Source organism: Streptomyces sp. TM32, from assembly GCF_004122755.1.
GTDB classification, from domain to species: domain Bacteria; phylum Actinomycetota; class Actinomycetes; order Streptomycetales; family Streptomycetaceae; genus Streptomyces; species Streptomyces sioyaensis.
On sequence record NZ_SDIG01000012.1, the window covers coordinates 18405 to 37578 of the forward strand.

Sequence of the window (19174 nt, forward strand, 5' to 3'; positions counted from 1 at the left end):
GCCATCTACGAGACGGCCAGGTCAGGGTACGCATTGACAGCATGCCCACCAGGTGTTCAGCGACGTGGCGGCCGCGTGTCCACCGGAGTGGTGGCACGGACGCCGGGGGGCCGCCGGGCGCGGACACCGGGGAGCCGCCGGGTGCGGACGCCTGAGGGGCGCCGAGCGCGGCGAGGCGGGGATGCGTCCCGCGCTCGGGCGCGCGTCCCCCTGGCCGTCCGGTACCGACTCGCCTGCAAAGCCGTCAACAGGCGGGAGGAGAGTCGTAGTTGGCCGCAGGTGCCGATGCCCGCCCACGGCTGCGAAGCGGACCGCCGCGTCCCCCGACCCCACGGGGGTTACCGAGGGGAAACCTCAGATCTCACGCAAACCTTGCAGCTCAGCGTTGATCCGCCACCCGAACGGTGCCAGGGTTTCGGGAATTCCCTGCACATCACAGCGAAATCCTGGAGGCCGAATGGCTGTCCGTCGTGCCGCTGTCGCCGCCGCGTCCGCGGCAGCGCTCAGTCTTTCCCTGCTGGCCACGTCCTGCAGTGCCGGTGGAACCGCGTCCGCGGCCGACGCCACACCGCCGGCGCCCGCGAAGAAGGCGGTCGCCACCGGCAGCGGCGGCGCGGTGTCCAGCGTCAACCCGTATGCCTCCCGCGCGGGGCTGGAGGTGCTGCGCAAGGGAGGCAACGCCGTGGACGCGGCGGTGGCAACCGCTGCCGCCCTCGGCGTGGTCGAGCCCTACTCCGCGGGAGTGGGGGGCGGCGGCTACATGGTCTACTACGACGCCAAGGCCAAGAAGGTGCGCACCATCGACGGCCGGGAGACCGCGCCGTCCACCATGCGCGCCGACTCGTTCCTCGACCCCAAGACGGGTAAGCCGCTGCCCACCGAGGACGCGATCAACTCGGGGCTGTCGGTCGGCGTCCCGGGCACGCCGGCCACCTGGGACAAGGCGCTCAAGAGCTGGGGCACGGTCTCCTTGGCGAAGGCCCTGCGCCCGGCCACCCGGATCGCCGACGACGGCTTCGTGGTCAACAAGGAGTTCCGGGCCCAGACGGCCATGAACGAGAAGCGCTTCCGCGACATCAAGTCCACCACGGACCTGTTCCTGCCCAAGGGCGAGCTCCCGGTGGTCGGCTCGCGCTTCCGCAACCCCGACCTCGCCCGGACCTACCGGCAGCTCGCCGGTGACGGCGTGGACGCGCTCTACCGCGGCAGCATAGGCCGCGACGTGGTGCGGACGGTCCAGAAGCCGCCCGTGGCATCCGGCGCCCACCACCAGGCCCGGCCCGGCCTGATGAAGCCGGACGACCTCGCCCGCTACACGACCGAACGCCGGGACCCGACCCGGATCACGTACCACGGGCTGGACGTCTACTCCATGGCGCCGTCCTCGGCGGGCGGCACCACGGTCGGCGAGGCGCTGAACATCCTCGACAACTTCCACCTCTCAAAGGCCGACCGGACGCAGGCCCTGCACCACTACCTGGAGGCCAGCCGGATCTCCTTCGCGGACCGCAACCGCTGGGTGGGCGACCCGGCGTTCTCGGACGTGCCCACCAAGCCCCTGCTCGCCAAGGAGTTCGCCAAGAGCCGGGCCTGCCTGATCCGTTCCGACAAGGCGCTGACCAGCCCGCTGGCCCCGGCGGACCCACGCCACCCGGACTCGGGCTGCCACGGGAAGACCGGGAACAAGCAACCGCACGAGGGGCCCTCGACCACGCATCTGGTCACCGCGGACCGTTGGGGCAACGTCGTCTCCTACACCCTGACGATCGAGCAGACCGGTGGCTCGGCCATCACCGTGCCGGGCCGCGGCTTCCTGCTCAACAACGAGCTGACCGACTTCGACTTCGCGCCCCTCACCAAGGGGACGCCGGACCCGAACCTGCCGGGTCCGGGCAAGCGTCCGCGCAGCAGCATGTCGCCGACGATCATCCTGCGGGACGGCAAGCCGATGATGGCCGTCGGTTCGCCGGGCGGCGCCACGATCATCACCACCGTGCTGCAGACCCTGGTCAACCGTCTGGACCTCGGCATGTCGCTGCCGGAGGCGGTCGCCGCACCGCGTATCTCGCAGCGGAACGCGGCGCAGACGGAAGCCGAACCGGCCTTCCTCGACTCTCCCGAGCGCAAGAAGCTGGAGGCGATGGGGCACCGGTTCGTCCTGGCCCCGAAGGCCTTCACCCCCTCACCGGAGATCGGGGCGGTGGCCGCGCTGGAGTTCCTGCCCCGCGGCAGGATCATGGCGGTGGCCGAACCCAAGCGCCGTGGCGGCGGCTCGGCCATGGTGCTGCACGAGTCCCGCTGACGCCCGGCCGTCCCCCTGCGCCGTGACGCGGAGGGGGACGGCGCCGCGTTCCGAGCAGTCCGACCAGCCAGAAGCCCGACCAGCCCGCCCGGGGTGGGTTCCCTCGCCATGGTGCATGCGTGTCGCCATGGTGATGCGCGTCCCTACGCCGTCGGCGGAACAGTCGGCGAACCGGCATGACGGGCGGTCAGGATGGCCGGATGGGGAATGACACGGCAGTACGCCGCCTGGACCTCGGACATGTCATCCGGCCCGCGTCGGAGACCGGCGGCCCGCTACCGCGGGTGGAGCCGGTGCTGGCCTACTTGGAGGACGTGGAGCTGGCCACCGCCCGCCGCGGCGACTACACGATCGACGAGTTCATCGACTTCCCCGGCGCCTGCTACGAGGAACTCACCGGTGAGGCCGAGATCCGGCCGGGCATCTGGATCCTCCCTACGTCCGGACACACCGGCGCACCAATCCCTGGCGGTCCGGCGGGGCGACGGCACGGTGGTCCTGGCCGGTCAGGCGTACGACCGCGCATCCGACTTCGCCGCGGACCACCTCGCCCGCCACGCCGCACCGGACGCTCCGGACGTGCCGCTGCCCGCCCCTCGGTGGTGGGACCGCCTCGCCGCCCTCGACCCACGACGTGTGCTCTTCGCCCATGACTGCGCGGTCTGGGAACCGCCCGCCAGCAGTTGGCTTCCGGGGCGCGCAGGCCCCCCGAAGCACGGCTCGATCCGCCTCCTTGGGTACGCTCCTCCTCAGGAGGTCCAGGAGCGGTGCACACGAGACGGTACGTACGAGCAGGTGGCGCCATGGCGCATCTCCTGCTGGTCGTGGTGCTCGCGCTCGGTGTCTTCGTGATGCACACCGTCGGCCATCCCGACGGGACCGCAGGCTCCGGTGGCCACGCCGCGTCAGGCCACACCACCGGCATGGCCGCGATGTCCGACCCACCTGCCGCCCCCGACACCGCTACGCCCCACGCACCGCCCACCCGCTCGACACACCCTGGGACCTCCACTCACTCCGGGACCGGGCCTTCCACACCCTCCGGGACATCTGCCCACTCCGGGCGTTCCACCGACGGCCCGTCCTCGCACTACGCTCCCGGACCCGGCACGGGCATGAACATGGCCTCGCTGTGCAGGGCCGTGCTCGGGACCTGGGCGCTCACGATCCTGCTGGGCGTGGCCCTCACCCGGACGCCCGGATGGCTCGCCGACCTCCTCGCGAACGCCGTCGCACTGCTGCGGCCCAACCCTCCACCTCGCCCACCCGATCTCACCCGGTTGTCCGTCCTGCGGATCTAGGCCGACCCGTCCTCGCGGTCGCGCACTGCGCGCGTCCCGCGAAGCCGCGTACGCGCCACCCCTCCGCACCACCGACAACATGAGGTGTATCGACATGAGTTCCGTACAGCGCACCGTCCGACGTCCCCTGACCCGCCGCCTCGCGGCCGTAGGGGTCCTCGCTTCGGGAGCCCTGCTGCTCGCCGCGTGCGGCAGCAACGACCGGACGAGCGGCACGCATCACGAGAGCACGAGTGCGCCGTCCGCCGCGAAGAAGTCCGCGGCGAACCCCGCCCCGGGTGCGTCCAACGACGCGGACGTCACCTTCGCGCAGAGCATGATCCCGCACCATGAGCAGGCCGTCGAGATGGCCGAACTGGCTGAGGGCAGGGCCTCCGACACGGAGATCAAGACCCTGGCGGCGGCGATCGAGAAGGCCCAGGGCCCCGAGATCACGACCATGCGGGCATGGCTCAAGGCGTGGGGCGCCCCCGCGTCGTCCGCGCACGGCATGCCCGGCATGGACCACGGCTCCGGCGGCATGGACCACGGCTCCGGCGGCATGGACCACGGCTCCGGCGGCATGGACCACGGCTCCGGGGGCAAGGACGGCATGTCCGGGATGATGTCCGCGAAGGACATGACGGACCTCAAGGCCGCCAAGGGCAAGGGCTTCGACAGGAAGTTCGCGCAGATGATGATCGGCCATCACAACGGCGCGATCACCATGGCCAAGGACGAACAGCGCAACGGCCGCAATGCGACCGCCAAGAAGCTCGCCGGCGACGTCATCAAGAACCAGACCGCCGAGGTCGCGAAGATGAACAAGATCCTCGACCGGCTCTGATCACCGCACCCGCGGATGCCGTTGCGGGCCTGTCACCGGCAGGCCCGCAACGGCCCGGGACCCGGACCACACCGCTGTCGTCCGCCGCCTGACATCGCCCGGGAACGCGCAACTGCCGAGCTGGACCGCACTCTTGGGGCCTTCGACGGTGATCTCCCCGTTGACGGGAGGCGCCTACGGCGCGGCCGGCTATCCCTCCGGGGCGATGAGGTCGCGGAGCAAGGGAGCCGCGAGCCGGACGATGTCCTCCACGTCGGCCTCGGCCAGGTCGGGCAGGTGCAGCAGGTGGCGCTGGCTGGCGATGCCCATCATGATCGCGCCGAACAGCGCGGCGCGCAGCCGGGCATCGGGGGCGTCGATGGTGCCGGCGAAATGGTCGGTCACCTCCGTGGTCAGATGCCGGCGCAGCAGCTCCGCGGCGTCCTCGCTCGTCATGCTGGTCCGCAGGAGAACCGCCATGGGGCTGTCCTGTTCCGCCGCCCAGTTGCCCAACATGCCGCGCAGCCGGTTCTCCACCATGTGGCCGGGGTCATCGGTGGTGAATTCGTCGTGCGGGATGTGCCAGCGGACGGCCTCGCGGAAGAGCTCCTGTTTGCTGCCGAAATACTGGATGACGGACGACTTGTCCACGTCGGCCTCGGCCGCAATGGCCCGGATGGTGGCGCGTTCGTAGCCGACCTCTGCGAACTTGCGCCGCGCGGCAGTCAGGATGCGCCGACGCGTGCGCTCGCCCTTACGCTCCGGAAGCGCTGCCTCCGCGTCCGGGCCGCGTGTCACGGTCTCCTGTGGCGCGGCCCGTTCGGGCGCGTTCGTCACTGCATCGGCGCAGGTCACAGTCGGTCCCCTTTCCGGTGCCGGGACCCGATGCTACAAGCACCTCCCCGTGGCACCAGGGCCTTGCGCCGTGCCTTTCGACGGCGCGGTCGCATCGCGACCGGTCGTCGCGTACGGCGCCGGGCACGCACGGGGCCGCCGAGTACCGGTTCGACGGCCGCCGTGCGTGCTCTCCACCGAGATCCGCTCCAGCCGGGCCGATGGCGGGCGGCAGCCTCCGGCTCAGGGGACCAGCGCCGCCGCGTCCTCCACCAGCCGGTCGAGATCCGGCAGCGCATGGGCCCGACGCTGGAGTCCCTGGGCACGGGACCGGTACGAGCGGTCCTCCAGCACGGTGCGCAGCGCCGCGGACAGCGCCTCACGGGTGACATCCTGGGCCTTGAGCCGGGTCCCGACGCCCAGTTCCTGGAGCCGGCCGGCGTTCTGCGACTGCTCGGCGAACAACGGCACGGCCACCATGGGCACTCCGGCCGTCAGCGCCTCCCGGGTCCCGTTGAAGCCCGCGTGGGTCAGGAACAGATCGCTGGACTGGAGAAGCAGCTCCTGCTGGACGAACGACGTCAGATGGACGTTTTCGGCGCGCGGCCCCTCCCACAGCTGCGGATCGCGGTCCGCTCCCAGCGCCACGACACCGGTGACCGGCAGCTCCCCGAGTGTCTCGATGATGGTCCGGAGCAGAGCGGTGGCACCCTCGGAGAACCGCGGAACGTTCGAGCCGAGGGTGGCGAGGACGAGCGGCCGGTCCGTGGGGAGTTGGGCGATGTCCGGGTCGAGGGTGCCCCGTGCTTGTTGAGCCGGAACCCGGTAGTGGCGGGCGCCGGGCAGCCGGCTGTCCGGCGGGTAGAAGTCCTCCGGAACGACTCCGGCCCGGAAGGCGCGGAAGGGGTGCCAGGGGTCGGAAACCGGCTCCAGGCCGAATTCCGCGCGCTGCCGGTTGAGCTCGTCCGTGACGAGAGGATGGGCGTAGGGCGCCATCGGAGCGATGTCCAACGCGCCGTGCGGTATGCCGAGGCGTTCAGCGGCCAGATAGCCGCCGTACTCGGTCGACTCATGGAGGATCAGATCCGGCTGCCACTCCCGCGCCAGGTCGAGGAGGTCGCGGGCGCAGGGAGCGGCCAACAGCCCGACGAAGGCCGCCGCGAAGAACTCCGGCTCCAGTTCTATCGTCACGGAACCGACCTGCTCCATGCCCACCGGGCGCTGGACTGCTCCCCCTTGAAGTACCTCCCCCAGGCCCTGGACGTCGGGCAGCGTGAACGCGGTGATCCCCCGTTTCTCGACGTGGTCGACCACGTCGGCGCCGGTGGCGACGGCTACCTCATGACCTGCCCGTTGTGCTGCTTCCGCCACCGGTAGCACCAGAGGGGCGAGGTGGGAATAACTCGCCTGTGCGGTGATGAGAATGCGCATGATGCTCCCTCTCCACGATGCGGTGCGGACGCCACACGGGGCGCCCCGCCGCAGGCTTCACGGCCGATTCCAAGAAAATAGACACGTGTTGAGAATCTATCACCCGCATTGCGCGCGATGACGCCAAGGCCCCTGTGGAGAAGGCTTCTTGACGGCATGACGGCATGACGGCATGACGGCATGACGGCATGCGTGCGCAGGTGACGGTGTGACGGCTTGCGGCTTGGCCGCGTGAGCAACCCCGCACGTGTCCTCGGGCGGGCGGTGGCACGGCATGGCAGGGCATGGCATGGCATGGCAGTGTCCCCGGCCGACTTCAACGGCTCGCCTGCGTACGGCGGCTATTCGACCATCGAGCGGACCCGGCTCGACCCCTCGCATGCCGCATGCCGCACGCTCCGGGCAGCGTGCGGCATGCGGCATGCGAGGTCGTGAGGGGACTCGGATGCGCGGGGATGGCCGGTGTCCCGGGCTGAGCGGACCCTGCCGCGTTCGGCGCCTTCTCGGTACGGGCCGGCAACGTCTCGTTCCCGCACGGAACACCGGCAATCAGGGGCGTGGACGGTGCCACGCCGCCCTCGAAGCGCCTACTCGAACCGCGTGGTGTCGCCCGCTCCTCGGCGGACGATGTCGAGTTCGCCGCCGGAGAAGTCGATGACCGTGGTCGGCTCGGTGCCGCAGTCGCCCGAGTCGAGTACGGCGTCCACCACGTGGTCGAGCCGCTCCTTGATCTCCCAGCCCTGGGTCATCGGCTCCTCCTCGTCGGGCAGGAGCAGGGTGCTGGAGAGCAGCGGTTCCCCGAGCTCGGCGAGCAGGGCCTGGGCGACGGCGTGGTCGGGGATCCGGACGCCGACCGTCTTCTTCTTCGGGTGCAGCAGCTGGCGGGGGACCTCCTTCGTCGCCGGGAGGATGAAGGTGTAACTGCCGGGCGTCGCTGCCTTGATCGTGCGGAACACATCGTTGTCGATGTGCACGAACTGCCCCAGCTGCGCGAAGTTCTGGCACACGAGGGTGAAGTGATGACGGTCGTCGAGGTTGCGGATCGACCGGATCCGGCCGATGCCGTCCCGGCTGCCCAGCTGGCACCCCAGCGCGAAACAGGAGTCGGTCGGGTACACGACGAGCGCGCCGGAGCGGATACTGTCCGCCACATTGCCGATGGTGCGTCGCTGGGGATTCTCCGGGTGCACGTCGAAATACTTCGCCATCCGACGAGTGTAGGTGACCAGGGCATCCGCGCTCGATCCTGGAGCCGCTCGGCTCACTGCTGCCCCGCGATGGAGGATGGGCCGGGTCGATCCGATGACCCGCCCTACCCGACGGGGCGGCGGTCGATCGGGGTGAGCGGGGCGTAGGTGGCCACCTCCGTACGGCGCGCCCCGGACCACGGGGCCGGTACCGCCTCGATGTCGCGCGCCAGGCGGTGGACGAGCGGCTCATAGTTGACCCGCCAGCCACGGAAATGGGGCCACGCCTCCTGCGGTGTGCGTTCCATGGGATAGCCCTGGGACCTCATCCGCTCCACGCCCCGCAGGAAGTCCTCGTAGTCCAATTGCAGCACGTCGTCCGGGTGGGGATCACGGTCATAGAGGATGCCCTCGGTGTCGGCGATGTCGCGCAGACACACGAAGCCCGCCCGCAGCGCCATCCGTGCCTCGGCCTGCCGCCGGGAGGGGGTGAAGGCCAGTTGCAGGGCCGCGGCGTCCAACACGGCCAGCAGGGCGATCAGCCAGTTGCGGGACGCCCTCGGGGAGCGGAAGTGGATCAGGATCGGGTAGGTGGTGTGGCTCTCGCTCACCCCGGCGCTCCACCGCTCCCAGTTCCGGAACAGCTCGGTGAGGTCGTCCAGCAGGTCGACCTGCGCATAGCGGGCGAGGATCTCCGGCCCCCACGGCGGGCTGCCGGCTCTGGCCTGCAACAGGGTGACCTCGGTCTCCCTGCGCTGATAGGCGCCGTAGAGCGCGGGCAGATAGCCCACCTGCAGGCCGATCACGATCGGGCCGGTGGCCGCGGCGCAGAAGTCGATGACGTTCAGGGAGACGCGGTTGCCGCTGGCGAAGCCGAGGGTGAAGAGCGAGGAGCCCGCCTCGATCAGCGCCTCCCTGAGGCCGAGCCGGCTCACCGCCGCCTCCAGCAGCGCGTATCCGATCAGGAAGGCCACCAGCCAGCTGATCAGGGTGACGACGATGGCCATGGGCGCCATGGGAGCGAGCACCCGGTCCCTGGCCCCGACGCTCGGCAGGTGGTCGGCCACCAGCCGGAACGGCCACTGGACCAGACGCTGGACGTACCGGCTGAAGCCGGGCCGGGTCGGCCGGGGGATCACCAGCGAGTGCAGCACCGAGGAGAAGATCCCGAGCACGATCACGGCTCCGGCGATGCCCAGCAGTACACGCACCGCGGTCCACTCCTCCCTCGCACGCCACCTTGACGAGGGAAGCGTACGGGGCGCCGTGCGCTACCGGCGGGAAAGCCTGTCGACCTCGTGTGCGTACCGGTGACGCCGGCCGATTTCGTGTGCGGCCTTTCGCACGGCCGCCGCGCACGCATAACCGGCTATGCACCCCGAGGTATTGGAGAGCAGGTCGTTGATGTCCGCGGTCCGTCCGGACGCGGTCAGATACTGCGTGACCTCAATGGCCAGGGAACCGAGAAAAGCGAGCGCTCCGGCCGGCCACACACCGGTGCGCAGCACGGCCAGGAGAATGCCGCCAGGGGCGAACAGCAACATGTTCAGAAGGAAATCGAGGAGGTCCGCGGGGTTCGCCACATCGAGCAGCGCAATATTGACGGCCTGCCCGCCGCCGGACCGGGTGCCGAAGGTGAAGCCGATGACGCAGGCGACCCACAGCCACCCGAGAGCCAGCACCACACGGTGAGCGATACGCCGGGGGCGACCGGCCAGGGTGGCGCATACCGCGATCAGCACGCCGCCGAGGACGCCGATGCCACTGGCGAGGGAAAGCGACACGTGAATACGTCCTTCCGAGTTTCCTTCTCCCGGTCATCACTCCCGACAGCCAAGAGGGCAAGCCGGTTCCGAGGGTCCGTGGGAGGGTTTTCGGTTGCAGCAAACAAAGGTGTATGGAGAGGGACGTCATGCGTGCGTGGCTCGTTGTTTCGGCTGTCGTGAAGTACGTCACCGGGCACGTAGGGGAGGGCGCGGCGGTCCGCCCGCGAAGCTGCCGCCGGCCACGCGCCGGGCATGCTTCGCGCCCGTTGACGACCTTGAGTGTGATGGACACAACAGGAGGGGCGCGCGGCCCGGGCGCAACCCGTCCGCCCTATCGGTTGTCACACTCACAGTCACAAGAATTCAGGCCCGTGTCGTGCGGCCGACATCTTCTAGGAGTAACCCCGCCATGCCCGAAACGGGCCTCAGCTCCGCCCCACGCTTCAGCATCGTCGTTCCTGTGTACAACGTGCAGGGCTACCTTCGCGCGTGCCTGAACTCGCTGTTGGAGCAGGATTTCGCCGACTTCGAGGTCATCGCGGTCGACGACCGCTCGCCGGACCGGAGCGGTGAAATCCTCGCGGAGTACGCTGCCCGCGACCCGCGGGTGATCACCGTGCGCCACGACGAGAACCGTGGCATCGGTGCGGCCCGGAACACCGGGGTGGAGCGGGCGAGCGGGGACTATCTGCTCTTCCTCGACAGTGATGACACCCTCACTCCGGGCGCGCTGCGTGCCATGGCCGACCGCCTTGCCGCTTCCGAGGACCCGGACCTGCTGCTCTTCGACCATGTGCGCAGTTATTGGTGGCATGCGGTCAAGCCGAGTGCCGCCCGTGAACTGCTCGCCGAGGCCGGGGCGGAGGTGTTCCGGCCGGCCGAGCGCACCGAGTTCTTCCAGATGTTCGCCGTGGTGTGGAACCGGGCTTTCCGGCGCCGCTTCTTCGTCGACAACGGATTCCGGTACACCGACGGGCTCTACGAGGACGCCCTCATGGTGTACACGACCATGCTCACCGCCGAACGTGCCGTGTGTCTGGACCACGCCTGTGTCGACTACCGGCAGCGCCGCCACGGCAATTCCATGAAGACGCCGGGCCGCAAGCACTTCACGATATTCGACCAGTACCAGCGGCTCTTCGACTTTCTCGACGGCCGGCCGGACCTCACTCCGCTGCGGCCGCTGTTCTTCGAGAGAATGGTCAGCCATTTCCTGTTCACCGGCGCACGTGAAAGCCGCGTCCTCGTCCAGGACCGGCCGGAGTTCTTCCGTCGCGCCGCAGCGATGTACCGGCGCCACAAGCCCGCCGGGTTCACCCCGCCCGCGGAGGTCGACGCCCGTCAGTTCCAGGCCCTGGAACGCGGTTCGTACCGCGCATTCCAGGCCCTGAATCTGATGGACCGGACCCGGAAGAACGGTCAACAGCGCCTGCGCAAGGCCCAGCGTGCGGTGAGCAAACGGGCCACCTCCAGCTTCTACCGGATGCAGCTGAAGCGCCCTCTCGACCCCGACCTGGCCGTCTTCAGCGCTTACTGGAACCGCACCCCGTCCTGCAATCCGCTGGCCGTCTACGAAAAGGCCAAGGAGCTGGCCCCGCACCTCAAGGGCGTGTGGGTCGTGCGCGAGGACGTCGTGGACACCGTGCCGGACGGCATGGACCATGTCGTCGTCAATTCGCCGCGCTACTGGGAGGTGATGGCGCGCGCGACGTACTTCGTCAACAACGTCAACTTCGCGGACACGGTGGTCAAGCGCCCGGGCCAGATCCACCTCCAGACCCACCACGGCACTCCGCTCAAGCGGATGGGGATCGACCAGCAGCAGTACCCGGCCGCCGTCAAGGGCATGAGCATGCGCAAGCTGCTCGAACGCGCCGACCGCTGGGACCTGTCGGTCTCCGCCAACCAGCACACCAGCGAGCAGTGGGAGCGGGTCTACCCCTGCGGTTTCGAGTCGCTCGACGCCGGCTATCCGCGCAACGACGTCTTCTTCCGGACCGGTGCCCAGGACGTCCTCGACATCCGTGCCCGGCTGGGCATCGCACCCGGCCGGACGGCGGTCCTCTACGCCCCGACCGTGCGTGACTACCAAGTCGGCTACGTCCCGCAGCTCGACCTGGAGAAGGTCACCAGGGAGCTCGGCCCGGACTTCGTCCTCCTCGTCCGCACCCACTACTTCTACGGGCAGGACCCGCACCTCCAGGAGCTCCAGGAGCGCGGTGCGCTGATCGACGTCTCCCGGCACCCCTCGGTCGAGGAGTTGTGCCTCGCCGCGGACGCGCTGATCACGGACTACTCGTCGATCATGTTCGACTACGCGAACCTCGACCGGCCGATCCTCACCTACGCGGACGACTGGGAGACGTACGTCCGCTCCCGCGGCGTCACCTTCGACCTGCTCTCCGGCACGCCGGGAGATACCCCGGGGGCGGTCGCCACCAGCGAGGACGAGCTGATCGAGGCGTTCCGCAGCGGCCGCTGGGACGACGAGCGGGCCAGGGAGCTGCGTGCCGCTTTCCGGGCGCGCTTCTGCATGTGGGACGACGGCCATGCCGCGGAGCGGGTGGTCAACCGGGCCTTCCTCGGCATCCAGGACCCGGCGCCCGCCCCGCTTCCGCTGTCCGAGCGCACCGTCGCGCCGTCCCCGCGGGAAGCCGCCCGCACGGTGGCGGGCGTCGTCCTCGCGCCTGCCGGGGACGGCTCACCCGACCGGCCCGACGTCGAGCTGATCAGCTGACCGGATGACGCGGCGCCGTACGGGACGTCCCGTACGGCGCCGCAGCATGTCCGCGCTGAGGTCAGTCGGCCATGGCGGGGACGAGGTTGTGCTCCCGGGCCAGGGACGTGGCCGTGGTGTCGGCGTACAGGCTCAGCTTGCCCTGGGGCCACAGTGCGACGAGGTCGTCCTGGCCCGAACCGCCGCCGAACGCGCCGACCGTGGCCAGCAGGCCACTGCGCCACGTGGACTTCGCGGGGCGGAGCTGGTGCTCCTTCTTGAGTCCGGCCGCCGCGAGGTCCTCGTAGACGGTGACCTCGCCGTCGCTCCAGCGGACGAACAGGTCCTGGTCGCCCGCGGGGCCGCTGAAGTCCCCGGTGGCGAGGTCCGCGGCGTGCGGCCAGGTGGTGTTGGTCTTGGCGAGCTGCTTCTCGGCGTGGATGCCGTCGGCGTCCACGTTGGTGTACAGCGTCACCCCGCCACCGTCCCAGCGCACCACGAGGTCGTCCTTGGCCGTGTTGCCGCCGCCGAAGCGGCCGGCCGTGATCTTCGCGGCGTGCGTCCAGGCGCTGTTGGGGCCGCGGAGCTGGATCTCGTCGGTGAGCTTGTTGGTCTCGTTGACGTCCTTGTAGAGGGTCATCCTGCCGTTGGCCCAGCGGACGAAGAGGTCGTCGGTGTCGTCGCCGGTGAAGTCGCCGGCGGTGATGACCTCCGCCTGTTGCCAGTCCTTGTCCTTGAGGAGCTGGACGTCCTTGCGGAAGCCGAACCTGCCGTTACCCGGGTAGAGAGAGACCTCGCCGTCGGACCAGCGCACGATCAGGTCGCTGCGGTGGTCGCGTACCGAGGCGGTGTGGAAGCTGCCGGTCGCCAGGACGGTGGCGTGCTGCCAAGTGCTGCCGCTGCCCATGAGGTTGGGCTCGTCCGGCTCCGCGTCCCCGACCGCCTGGTCGTAGAGCCGGACGACGTCGTCGTCGAACTGTGCGGAGTAGGAGGTGTCGTCGGAGAGTCCACCGGTGTTGTAGCCGCCGATGACCCCGACGAGCTTGCCGCGGCTGCCGTCGAAGCCGTCGAGGAACGGGCCGCCGCTGACGCCCGAGCGGAATCGGTCGCACTTGATTTCCATGAACCGTTTCTTGACGGCGCTGGTGTCGTTCGTGCACTGCAGCGGCGTCTTCTGGCCGCCGGGGTAACCGATGAGGGTCACGTTCTTGCGCGCGAGGTTCGCGGACGAGGTGGTGGTCAGCGTGTTGCCGGTGCCGGTCGCGTCTTCCAGGAGCTGTCCGCGGGAGTTCGGCCCGACACGGAGGAAGGCGAAGTCCACATCGTCATAGGGGGAGGGGGAGAGGTACCGCCCGTCGATCCAGACCTTGCCCTCCTGCATCGGGAAGATGCCGTAGGGCGTCTCCCCGGCCTGGCCGGCCGCCGAGGCACCGGCGCGGTAACCGGGGACGAACGCGACCTTGCTGTAGGACTTGTTGCCCTTGAGGCAGTGTGCCGCCGTGATGACCAGGCTCTTGGTCGGCGACGTCACGGAGTTGGCCGTACAGAACTGGTTGGGGGTCGGCGACCCCTCGTTGCTGCGGACCAGGAACACACCGACCGTGGCGATGCCCGCGCCGACCTCATGACTCGGTTCCCGCAGCGACCGCTTGCCGCGCACCGCCGGAGCAGGCTGCTCGTCCGGAGCCTTCCCGCCGGCGTCCGGGGCCTCGACGGGGACGGCGCTGTGGATGCGCTCGGGCGTCCAATACCGCTCCGCCTCCTGCGCCTTACGGATCTCGTCCGGCGTCACGCCCTTCGACGGTTTCACCGGCCCGCCCGGCGGGGGCGGCGTGGTCGGGGCGGCCGAGGGCGCCGGGGGTGTGGGGTGCGACAGCGGAGCCGCCGCGCTCCGGGTGGCGGAGGCGGTTGCCCGGCCGGCGAGGTCAGGGACCGCGGTCGCCGGAGCGGCCAGGGCGAGCGACGCAATCGAGGCGCACACGCCCAGGGTGGCGGTGCGCGTCCAAGGTATTCGTCTCATGAACTCTTCTGTTGTCGTCATGACGTCAGCCGGGCCCGGCTGACGTCCAGGTGGATGAGGAAAGCGGAAGGGGGCCGATGCGGGGTAGGGCACGGCCGTGGACCGCGTGCGGCGGAGCCGGCGGGGCCCTCGGCGCGGGGACGGCTCAGCCGACGAGTTCGCTGGCGTCGTGCACCGTTGCCCGGCGCATCGCCCGACGGCACATAAGCTATATCTAAGCACGCCTCAGTCGCACGTATGCGCCAATTTCGGCCTTCGATGAGCAGGCGCCGGCGCGTTCGCCCTTGTCCTCCGGTCCCGGCAACTGGACATGTCCCGCGTCTTGTTGGCGCGATACCAGCGCTGGCGGCTGCCCCGATGGGCGCCTACCTCTTCGCACCTGCACATGCCGGGGTGCCGTGCAGGCGGGCCGGAACTGAACCGTCGCCGGCCGGTCCGGTGCGCCGCTCCGGGGTGCCGTCCACGGGCAATGCCGCGGCCTATTGGGGCGCATGGCCGTTCTTTTCCTCCTATTCGGCGGAGGGGTGAATACCGTGATGCGTGCGTTGCTCGCAAGGCATCAAATCCAGCCAATGATGCGGCCGTCGAAAGTCAGACATCGAGTGGTGCGTCTTCCTGGCTGACCGGACGCCACTGAATCGGCCCGGGCCGCCATTCCGGACCTGCCCGGGCCCTCCGGTGCCTCTTGGCCCCCATTGCGGGCCCGGCTCGCTGACGCCGCGGCCTCCGTCGCCCGACCCCGAAGGCGTCGAGCAAGGCCGGTAAGCCGGCAATCAATTGATGTACCGTCAGGAAGAATCGGCGTCTGGGCTGCGCCGTTGTCACGGCGGGTGGGGGCGTTGCCGGCGGCTTGCGACGGGTGTTCCGGGAGGGGTTTTGCGGGATTTCGGCTGTGGTGGCATCCCATTCGCCCCGGGCGGTTCGAACGGGAAGTCGAATCCAGCGCCTCAGAGGTAACAGGGGGCCCTCGGTAACTTACGGGCGAGTTAAAGGGACTGGGGTGTGAAGTCACCCTCCGTGAAGCCTTGGGGGGTTGCTATCGTATGACCGGGAGTGAAGACTGTCGCCACGTCGAACTGGCGCGAAAGCTCCCAGGGGTACGAATCACTGACAACACCAAGCGGTACCTGCCAGTAATGCGTACTCTTCTCTCGTTCCCATTTTCGCCAGCGGCGGTTGGCGTATGGGTTCAGCCGCTTTTTGCCCGGGACGGGACATCGCATTCGTGTCAGGTGCGAGGGGTCTTCAGTGGGGGATCAGTGATATCGGGAAGGTCGACTGTGCGGTCGCTACCGTTTGTCCATGAAGTGACGGATGGTGGGAGAGGGTGCTCGCGAAGTTGTGCACCGAGTGGGGAGGCGAAACCGGCTGTGTTTGCCCGGTGGGATTCGCCGGGGGACGGAAGGGTCGGGCCGGTGACATTGCGGACCGCACGCTGTCGGTGAACGGCCCGCGGTACGGCCCCGGTGGGGACCCGGCCGTCCGCCGAGGCAGCCTTCGCGCCGCCGTCCGCCGCAGGTCGCGACGGGGCCGGGGCGCCGCCCGTGCCGCTCACTGTGCAGTGGCGCTCGGCGCCGCCCGCGTCCGTGACGAGTCGGAGCGCGAATACGGCTGCCCAAGCTGTCGCTTTGTCGTGCGACCCGGTATTTGGGCGCTGCGGCCTGCCGCGCGCCGGAATTCACGTGCGCGCGTCCCCTTGAGCGGCCGTGCGGCCGCGGAACTCCGGGTGCCTCGCCCTCCGGGGTGACCGCGGACACCGCATTGTGCACGGAGTTGCGGAGCGGCGATTTCGCCCGCACCGGAAACAAGTAAGAAATTAACCAAGGTCAGGAAAAGGCGGTGACCGTGAGTCCGTTGTGCCGTATCGCAATCGATCGTTCCGGGGCACATGACCGCCTACCGGTCGTATGCACCACTGCCGGCGAGGAGCGATTCCTCCCGGACCCGCTCTTCAGGGAGAACCGGTGACCAGCAACGAACTGATACAGGCGCCCTTCGGCTTCGACGAGCTCATCGACGGGTGGAGAACCGCGCGGCAGGCCGGCCCCGTCCGCTACGACGAGCAGCAGAAGCTGTGGCAGGTGCTGGACCACGAGAGCGTGGCCGCCGTGCTCGCCGATCCGGCCGCGTACTCCTCGGACTTCTCCGGACTGGCCCCCACCCAGCCGGACTTCGAGACGTTCCGCCAGGGCAACTTCGTCGGCATGGACCCGCCGGCGCACCGCAAGCTGCGCACCCTGGTCAGCCAGGCCTTCACCCCGCGTGTCGTGGCCGGACTCGAACCGCGGATTCACGCCGTGGCCACGGAATTGCTCGACGCCGTCGAGGACCGCGACCGGTTCGACGTGGTCGACGCGCTGGCCTACCCGCTGCCCATCATCGTCATCGCCGAACTGCTGGGGATCCCGGCCGGCGACCGGGCGTTGTTCCAGGAGTGGGCGGCCACCCTCTTCGGCGGGGACGAGATCGGCGCCTCGCTGGACATGGCCGATGTCGAGCGCGCGCTGGACTCCATCGCGCCCACCGTGCGCGAGATGAACGGCTACATCCTCGACCACATCCGCCACCACCGGAAGAATCCGGGCGAGGGGCTGACCGGTCGGCTGGTGCGGGCCGAGGTGGACGGGGTGCGCCTGACCGACCAGGAGATCGTCGGCTTCGTGGCGCTGCTGCTGGTCGCCGGGCACATCACCACCACCGCCCTGCTGGGCAACGCCGTGCTCAGCCTCGACCAGTACCCCGACGAGGCCGCTCTGTTGCGCGCCGAACCCGGCCGGCTGCCGGATGTCATCGAAGAGGTCCTGCGGTGGCTGCCACCGTTCCCCGAACTGGGACGCCGCACCACCCGTGAGGTTCGGCTCGCCGGGCGGACCCTGCCCGCCGACTCGGTGGTGATGGCCAACTTGGCCGCCGCCAACCGCGATCCGGCCCGGTTCGACCATCCCGACCATTTCGACGTGACCCGCAGCCCCAACCCGCACCTGACCTTCGGCCACGGCATCCACTTCTGCTTCGGTGCGCCGCTGGCCAGGATGGAGGCGCGGATCGCTCTCCGACTGGTGCTGGAACGTTTTTCTGAGATCGCCGTGGCCTCTCGCCGCGAGGTCGAGATCCAGAATCCCGCCGTCATCGTCAGCGTGCGCCGGCTGCCGCTGGAGGTACGGAGGTCATAGCGCCGTCCCCGGCGCGCTCCACCGCAGGGGCCGCGGGCGCGCGGGGAGTCAACCGTCGAGCACACCTCGGCGATCAGGTCCGGAGGCCGGTGCGCCGACCCGCGACCGGGACCGGTTCACGGCGAGCCGGCACATCAACGCCTCGTGAATGTCGAGATCCGGGAGTAGCTTTCTCATGCCGTATGCCACGAGAGCTCCGGTCATCAGCCGGCAGCAGACGCAGATACGTCGCCTGTTACAAGAGCGTCTGCAGACGCGCGCCCGTGCCCATCAGGTGCCGGGAGCCCAACTCGCCGTGCACACCGACGCGGTGACGTACAGCGTCCACACCGGTGAGGCGGACGCCTCCACGGGCCGGCCGTTCACCGCGGACACCGCGGTGCCGCTCGGCTCCGTCACCAAGTGCTACACCGCCGCGGTCGTCATGCTGCTCGCCGCCGACGGCGACCTCGCGCCGGCCGACCGGGTCGCCCTGTACGTGCCGGAGCTGCGGACGCCGCAGGTGACCGTGCGGCAGCTGCTCAGCCACACCGCGGGACTCCCGACCGGGCCCGACTCGGACGACGTCGCGGGCCTGACGCCGTCCCGCTATCTGTCCGCGCACTGCGCCGACCGGGACGCCGTGTGCCCGCCCGGGACGGGCTTCTCCTACTCCAACGCCGGGTTCGTCGCCGCCGGCCGGCTGATCGAATCGGTGACGGGCATGCCCTGGCAGGACGCGGTGCGCGCCTTCCTCCTGGAACCCCTGGGCACCCGGCCCGCGTTCCTCGGCGACCGGGCACCGGAGCGGCCGGTGGCGAGCGGACACTCCGCCAACACGCTCTCCGGGCGCGTCCGGCCGGTGCGGCAGACCCTGGCGCCGGTGGAGGCGCCCGCCGGTGCCCTGCTGGCGAGCGCGCTCGACCTGGTCGCACTGGGCCGGGAGCTGATCGGGCAGGGCCCCCGCCCGGTGCTGCCGAAGGACGCCGCCGAGGAGATGCGCCGCCCGGTCCCCGGCGCCGTACCGGGTGTCCTGGCCGACGCCTGGGGGATGGGCCTCGCGCTCTTCCAGCAGGGCGCGGCACAGTGGTGCGGCCATGACGGCAACGCGCAGGGCACCTCCTGCCATCTGCGGGCCGAACCGGACAGCGGCACCGTGGTCGCCTTCACCAGCAACGCCAACAGCGGCACCGCCCTGTGGCACGAACTGGTCGACGACATCGCCGAGATCACCGGGGTGAGCGTGCCCGCCGCGCCGCGCCCGCGGGAGGCCGGCCGTCCCCTCGCACTTCCCCAGTGCGCCGGGACCTATCACAACGGAACCGTCGAATACCGCGTCACCGCCGACGCGGAGGGCTCCCTGGCGCTGTCCGTGAACGGTGACACGCCGGCCCCCCTCGTCTGCTACGCGGATCTGAGCTGCGATCTGGTGGACCCCGCGTCCGGCCGCCGGGTCCCCGGCGGATGTTTCGTGCGTGATCCGGACACCGGCGCGATCGACCGGCTGCAGATCACCGGACGCACGGCCCGCCGTACCGCCACCGCCTGAGTCGAGCCCGCCGCCGGCGGCCCGCGCGCCTCCCCGCTCATTCGCGCCGGGCCCGGACGGACCCTCGGCCCTGCCCTGTCCGGGACCGCTCTCCCGGGCTGCTCGACGTGC

At 70.0% G+C, this 19174-nt stretch carries 12 protein-coding genes and 1 pseudogene; 7 read left to right on the forward strand and 6 right to left on the reverse strand.

Going from position 1 to position 19174, the window contains the following annotated elements:
• Nucleotides 1-457: 457 nt before the first annotated feature.
• The 4 genes and pseudogenes from ggt (at nucleotide 458) to EST92_RS05040 (ending at nucleotide 4429) form a co-directional block, all read left to right on the forward strand.
• On the forward strand, nucleotides 458-2302 hold the full coding sequence (gene ggt / locus EST92_RS05025) for a gamma-glutamyltransferase (RefSeq protein WP_129279722.1): 1845 nt from the start codon (nucleotides 458-460) through the stop codon (nucleotides 2300-2302).
• Nucleotides 2303-2502: 200 nt separating this feature from the next.
• Nucleotides 2503-2983: pseudogene (locus EST92_RS31975) on the forward strand (hypothetical protein); the annotation flags it as partial.
• 122 nt (nucleotides 2984-3105) lie between these two features.
• Nucleotides 3106-3603, forward strand: a complete 498-nt coding sequence (locus tag EST92_RS05035) for a hypothetical protein (protein ID WP_254068525.1) — start codon at nucleotides 3106-3108, stop codon at nucleotides 3601-3603.
• Between the two features lie 94 nt (nucleotides 3604-3697).
• Entirely contained in the window at nucleotides 3698-4429 is a 732-nt protein-coding gene (locus EST92_RS05040; RefSeq protein WP_129279724.1) for a DUF305 domain-containing protein, read from the forward strand.
• A gap of 189 nt (nucleotides 4430-4618) precedes the next feature.
• Here the strand turns inward: EST92_RS05040 and EST92_RS05045 are convergent, their stop codons facing one another.
• The 5 genes from EST92_RS05045 to EST92_RS05065 form a co-directional block, all read right to left on the reverse strand.
• Entirely contained in the window at nucleotides 4619-5206 is a 588-nt protein-coding gene (locus EST92_RS05045) for a TetR family transcriptional regulator (protein ID WP_129279725.1), read from the reverse strand.
• 279 nt (nucleotides 5207-5485) lie between these two features.
• Entirely contained in the window at nucleotides 5486-6673 is a 1188-nt protein-coding gene (locus EST92_RS05050) for a glycosyltransferase (protein WP_129279726.1), read from the reverse strand.
• Between the two features lie 587 nt (nucleotides 6674-7260).
• On the reverse strand, nucleotides 7261-7881 hold the full coding sequence (locus EST92_RS05055) for an L-threonylcarbamoyladenylate synthase (RefSeq protein WP_129279727.1): 621 nt from the start codon (nucleotides 7879-7881) through the stop codon (nucleotides 7261-7263).
• Between the two features lie 104 nt (nucleotides 7882-7985).
• Nucleotides 7986-9071 carry a hypothetical protein gene (locus EST92_RS05060; RefSeq protein WP_129279728.1) on the reverse strand — a complete coding sequence of 362 codons (1086 nt, stop codon included), beginning with the start codon at nucleotides 9069-9071 and terminating at the stop codon, nucleotides 7986-7988.
• A 60-nt stretch (nucleotides 9072-9131) separates the two neighbouring features.
• Nucleotides 9132-9644: a VanZ family protein gene (locus tag EST92_RS05065; protein ID WP_129279729.1), complete on the reverse strand. Its 513-nt coding sequence runs from the start codon at nucleotides 9642-9644 to the stop codon at nucleotides 9132-9134.
• 391 nt (nucleotides 9645-10035) lie between these two features.
• Here EST92_RS05065 and EST92_RS05070 point away from each other — a divergent pair, with 391 nt between their 5' ends.
• Nucleotides 10036-12363 carry a CDP-glycerol glycerophosphotransferase family protein gene (locus EST92_RS05070; protein WP_129279730.1) on the forward strand — a complete coding sequence of 776 codons (2328 nt, stop codon included), beginning with the start codon at nucleotides 10036-10038 and terminating at the stop codon, nucleotides 12361-12363.
• Nucleotides 12364-12424: 61 nt separating this feature from the next.
• Here EST92_RS05070 and EST92_RS05075 read toward each other — a convergent pair whose 3' ends face one another.
• Nucleotides 12425-14362, reverse strand: a complete 1938-nt coding sequence (locus EST92_RS05075) for a trypsin-like peptidase domain-containing protein (protein WP_161981704.1) — start codon at nucleotides 14360-14362, stop codon at nucleotides 12425-12427.
• A gap of 1964 nt (nucleotides 14363-16326) precedes the next feature.
• On the opposite strand from EST92_RS05075, the gene EST92_RS05080 reads away from it, so the two are divergent.
• Together EST92_RS05080 and EST92_RS05085 are read left to right on the forward strand one after the other, a co-directional pair.
• A complete protein-coding gene (locus EST92_RS05080) occupies nucleotides 16327-17535 on the forward strand; it encodes a cytochrome P450 (protein ID WP_129279732.1) in 1209 nt (402 codons plus the stop codon).
• Between the two features lie 175 nt (nucleotides 17536-17710).
• Nucleotides 17711-19063 (forward strand): serine hydrolase domain-containing protein, encoded by a 1353-nt coding sequence (locus EST92_RS05085; protein ID WP_129279733.1) that lies wholly within the window; start codon nucleotides 17711-17713, stop codon nucleotides 19061-19063.
• Nucleotides 19064-19174 lie beyond the last annotated feature (111 nt).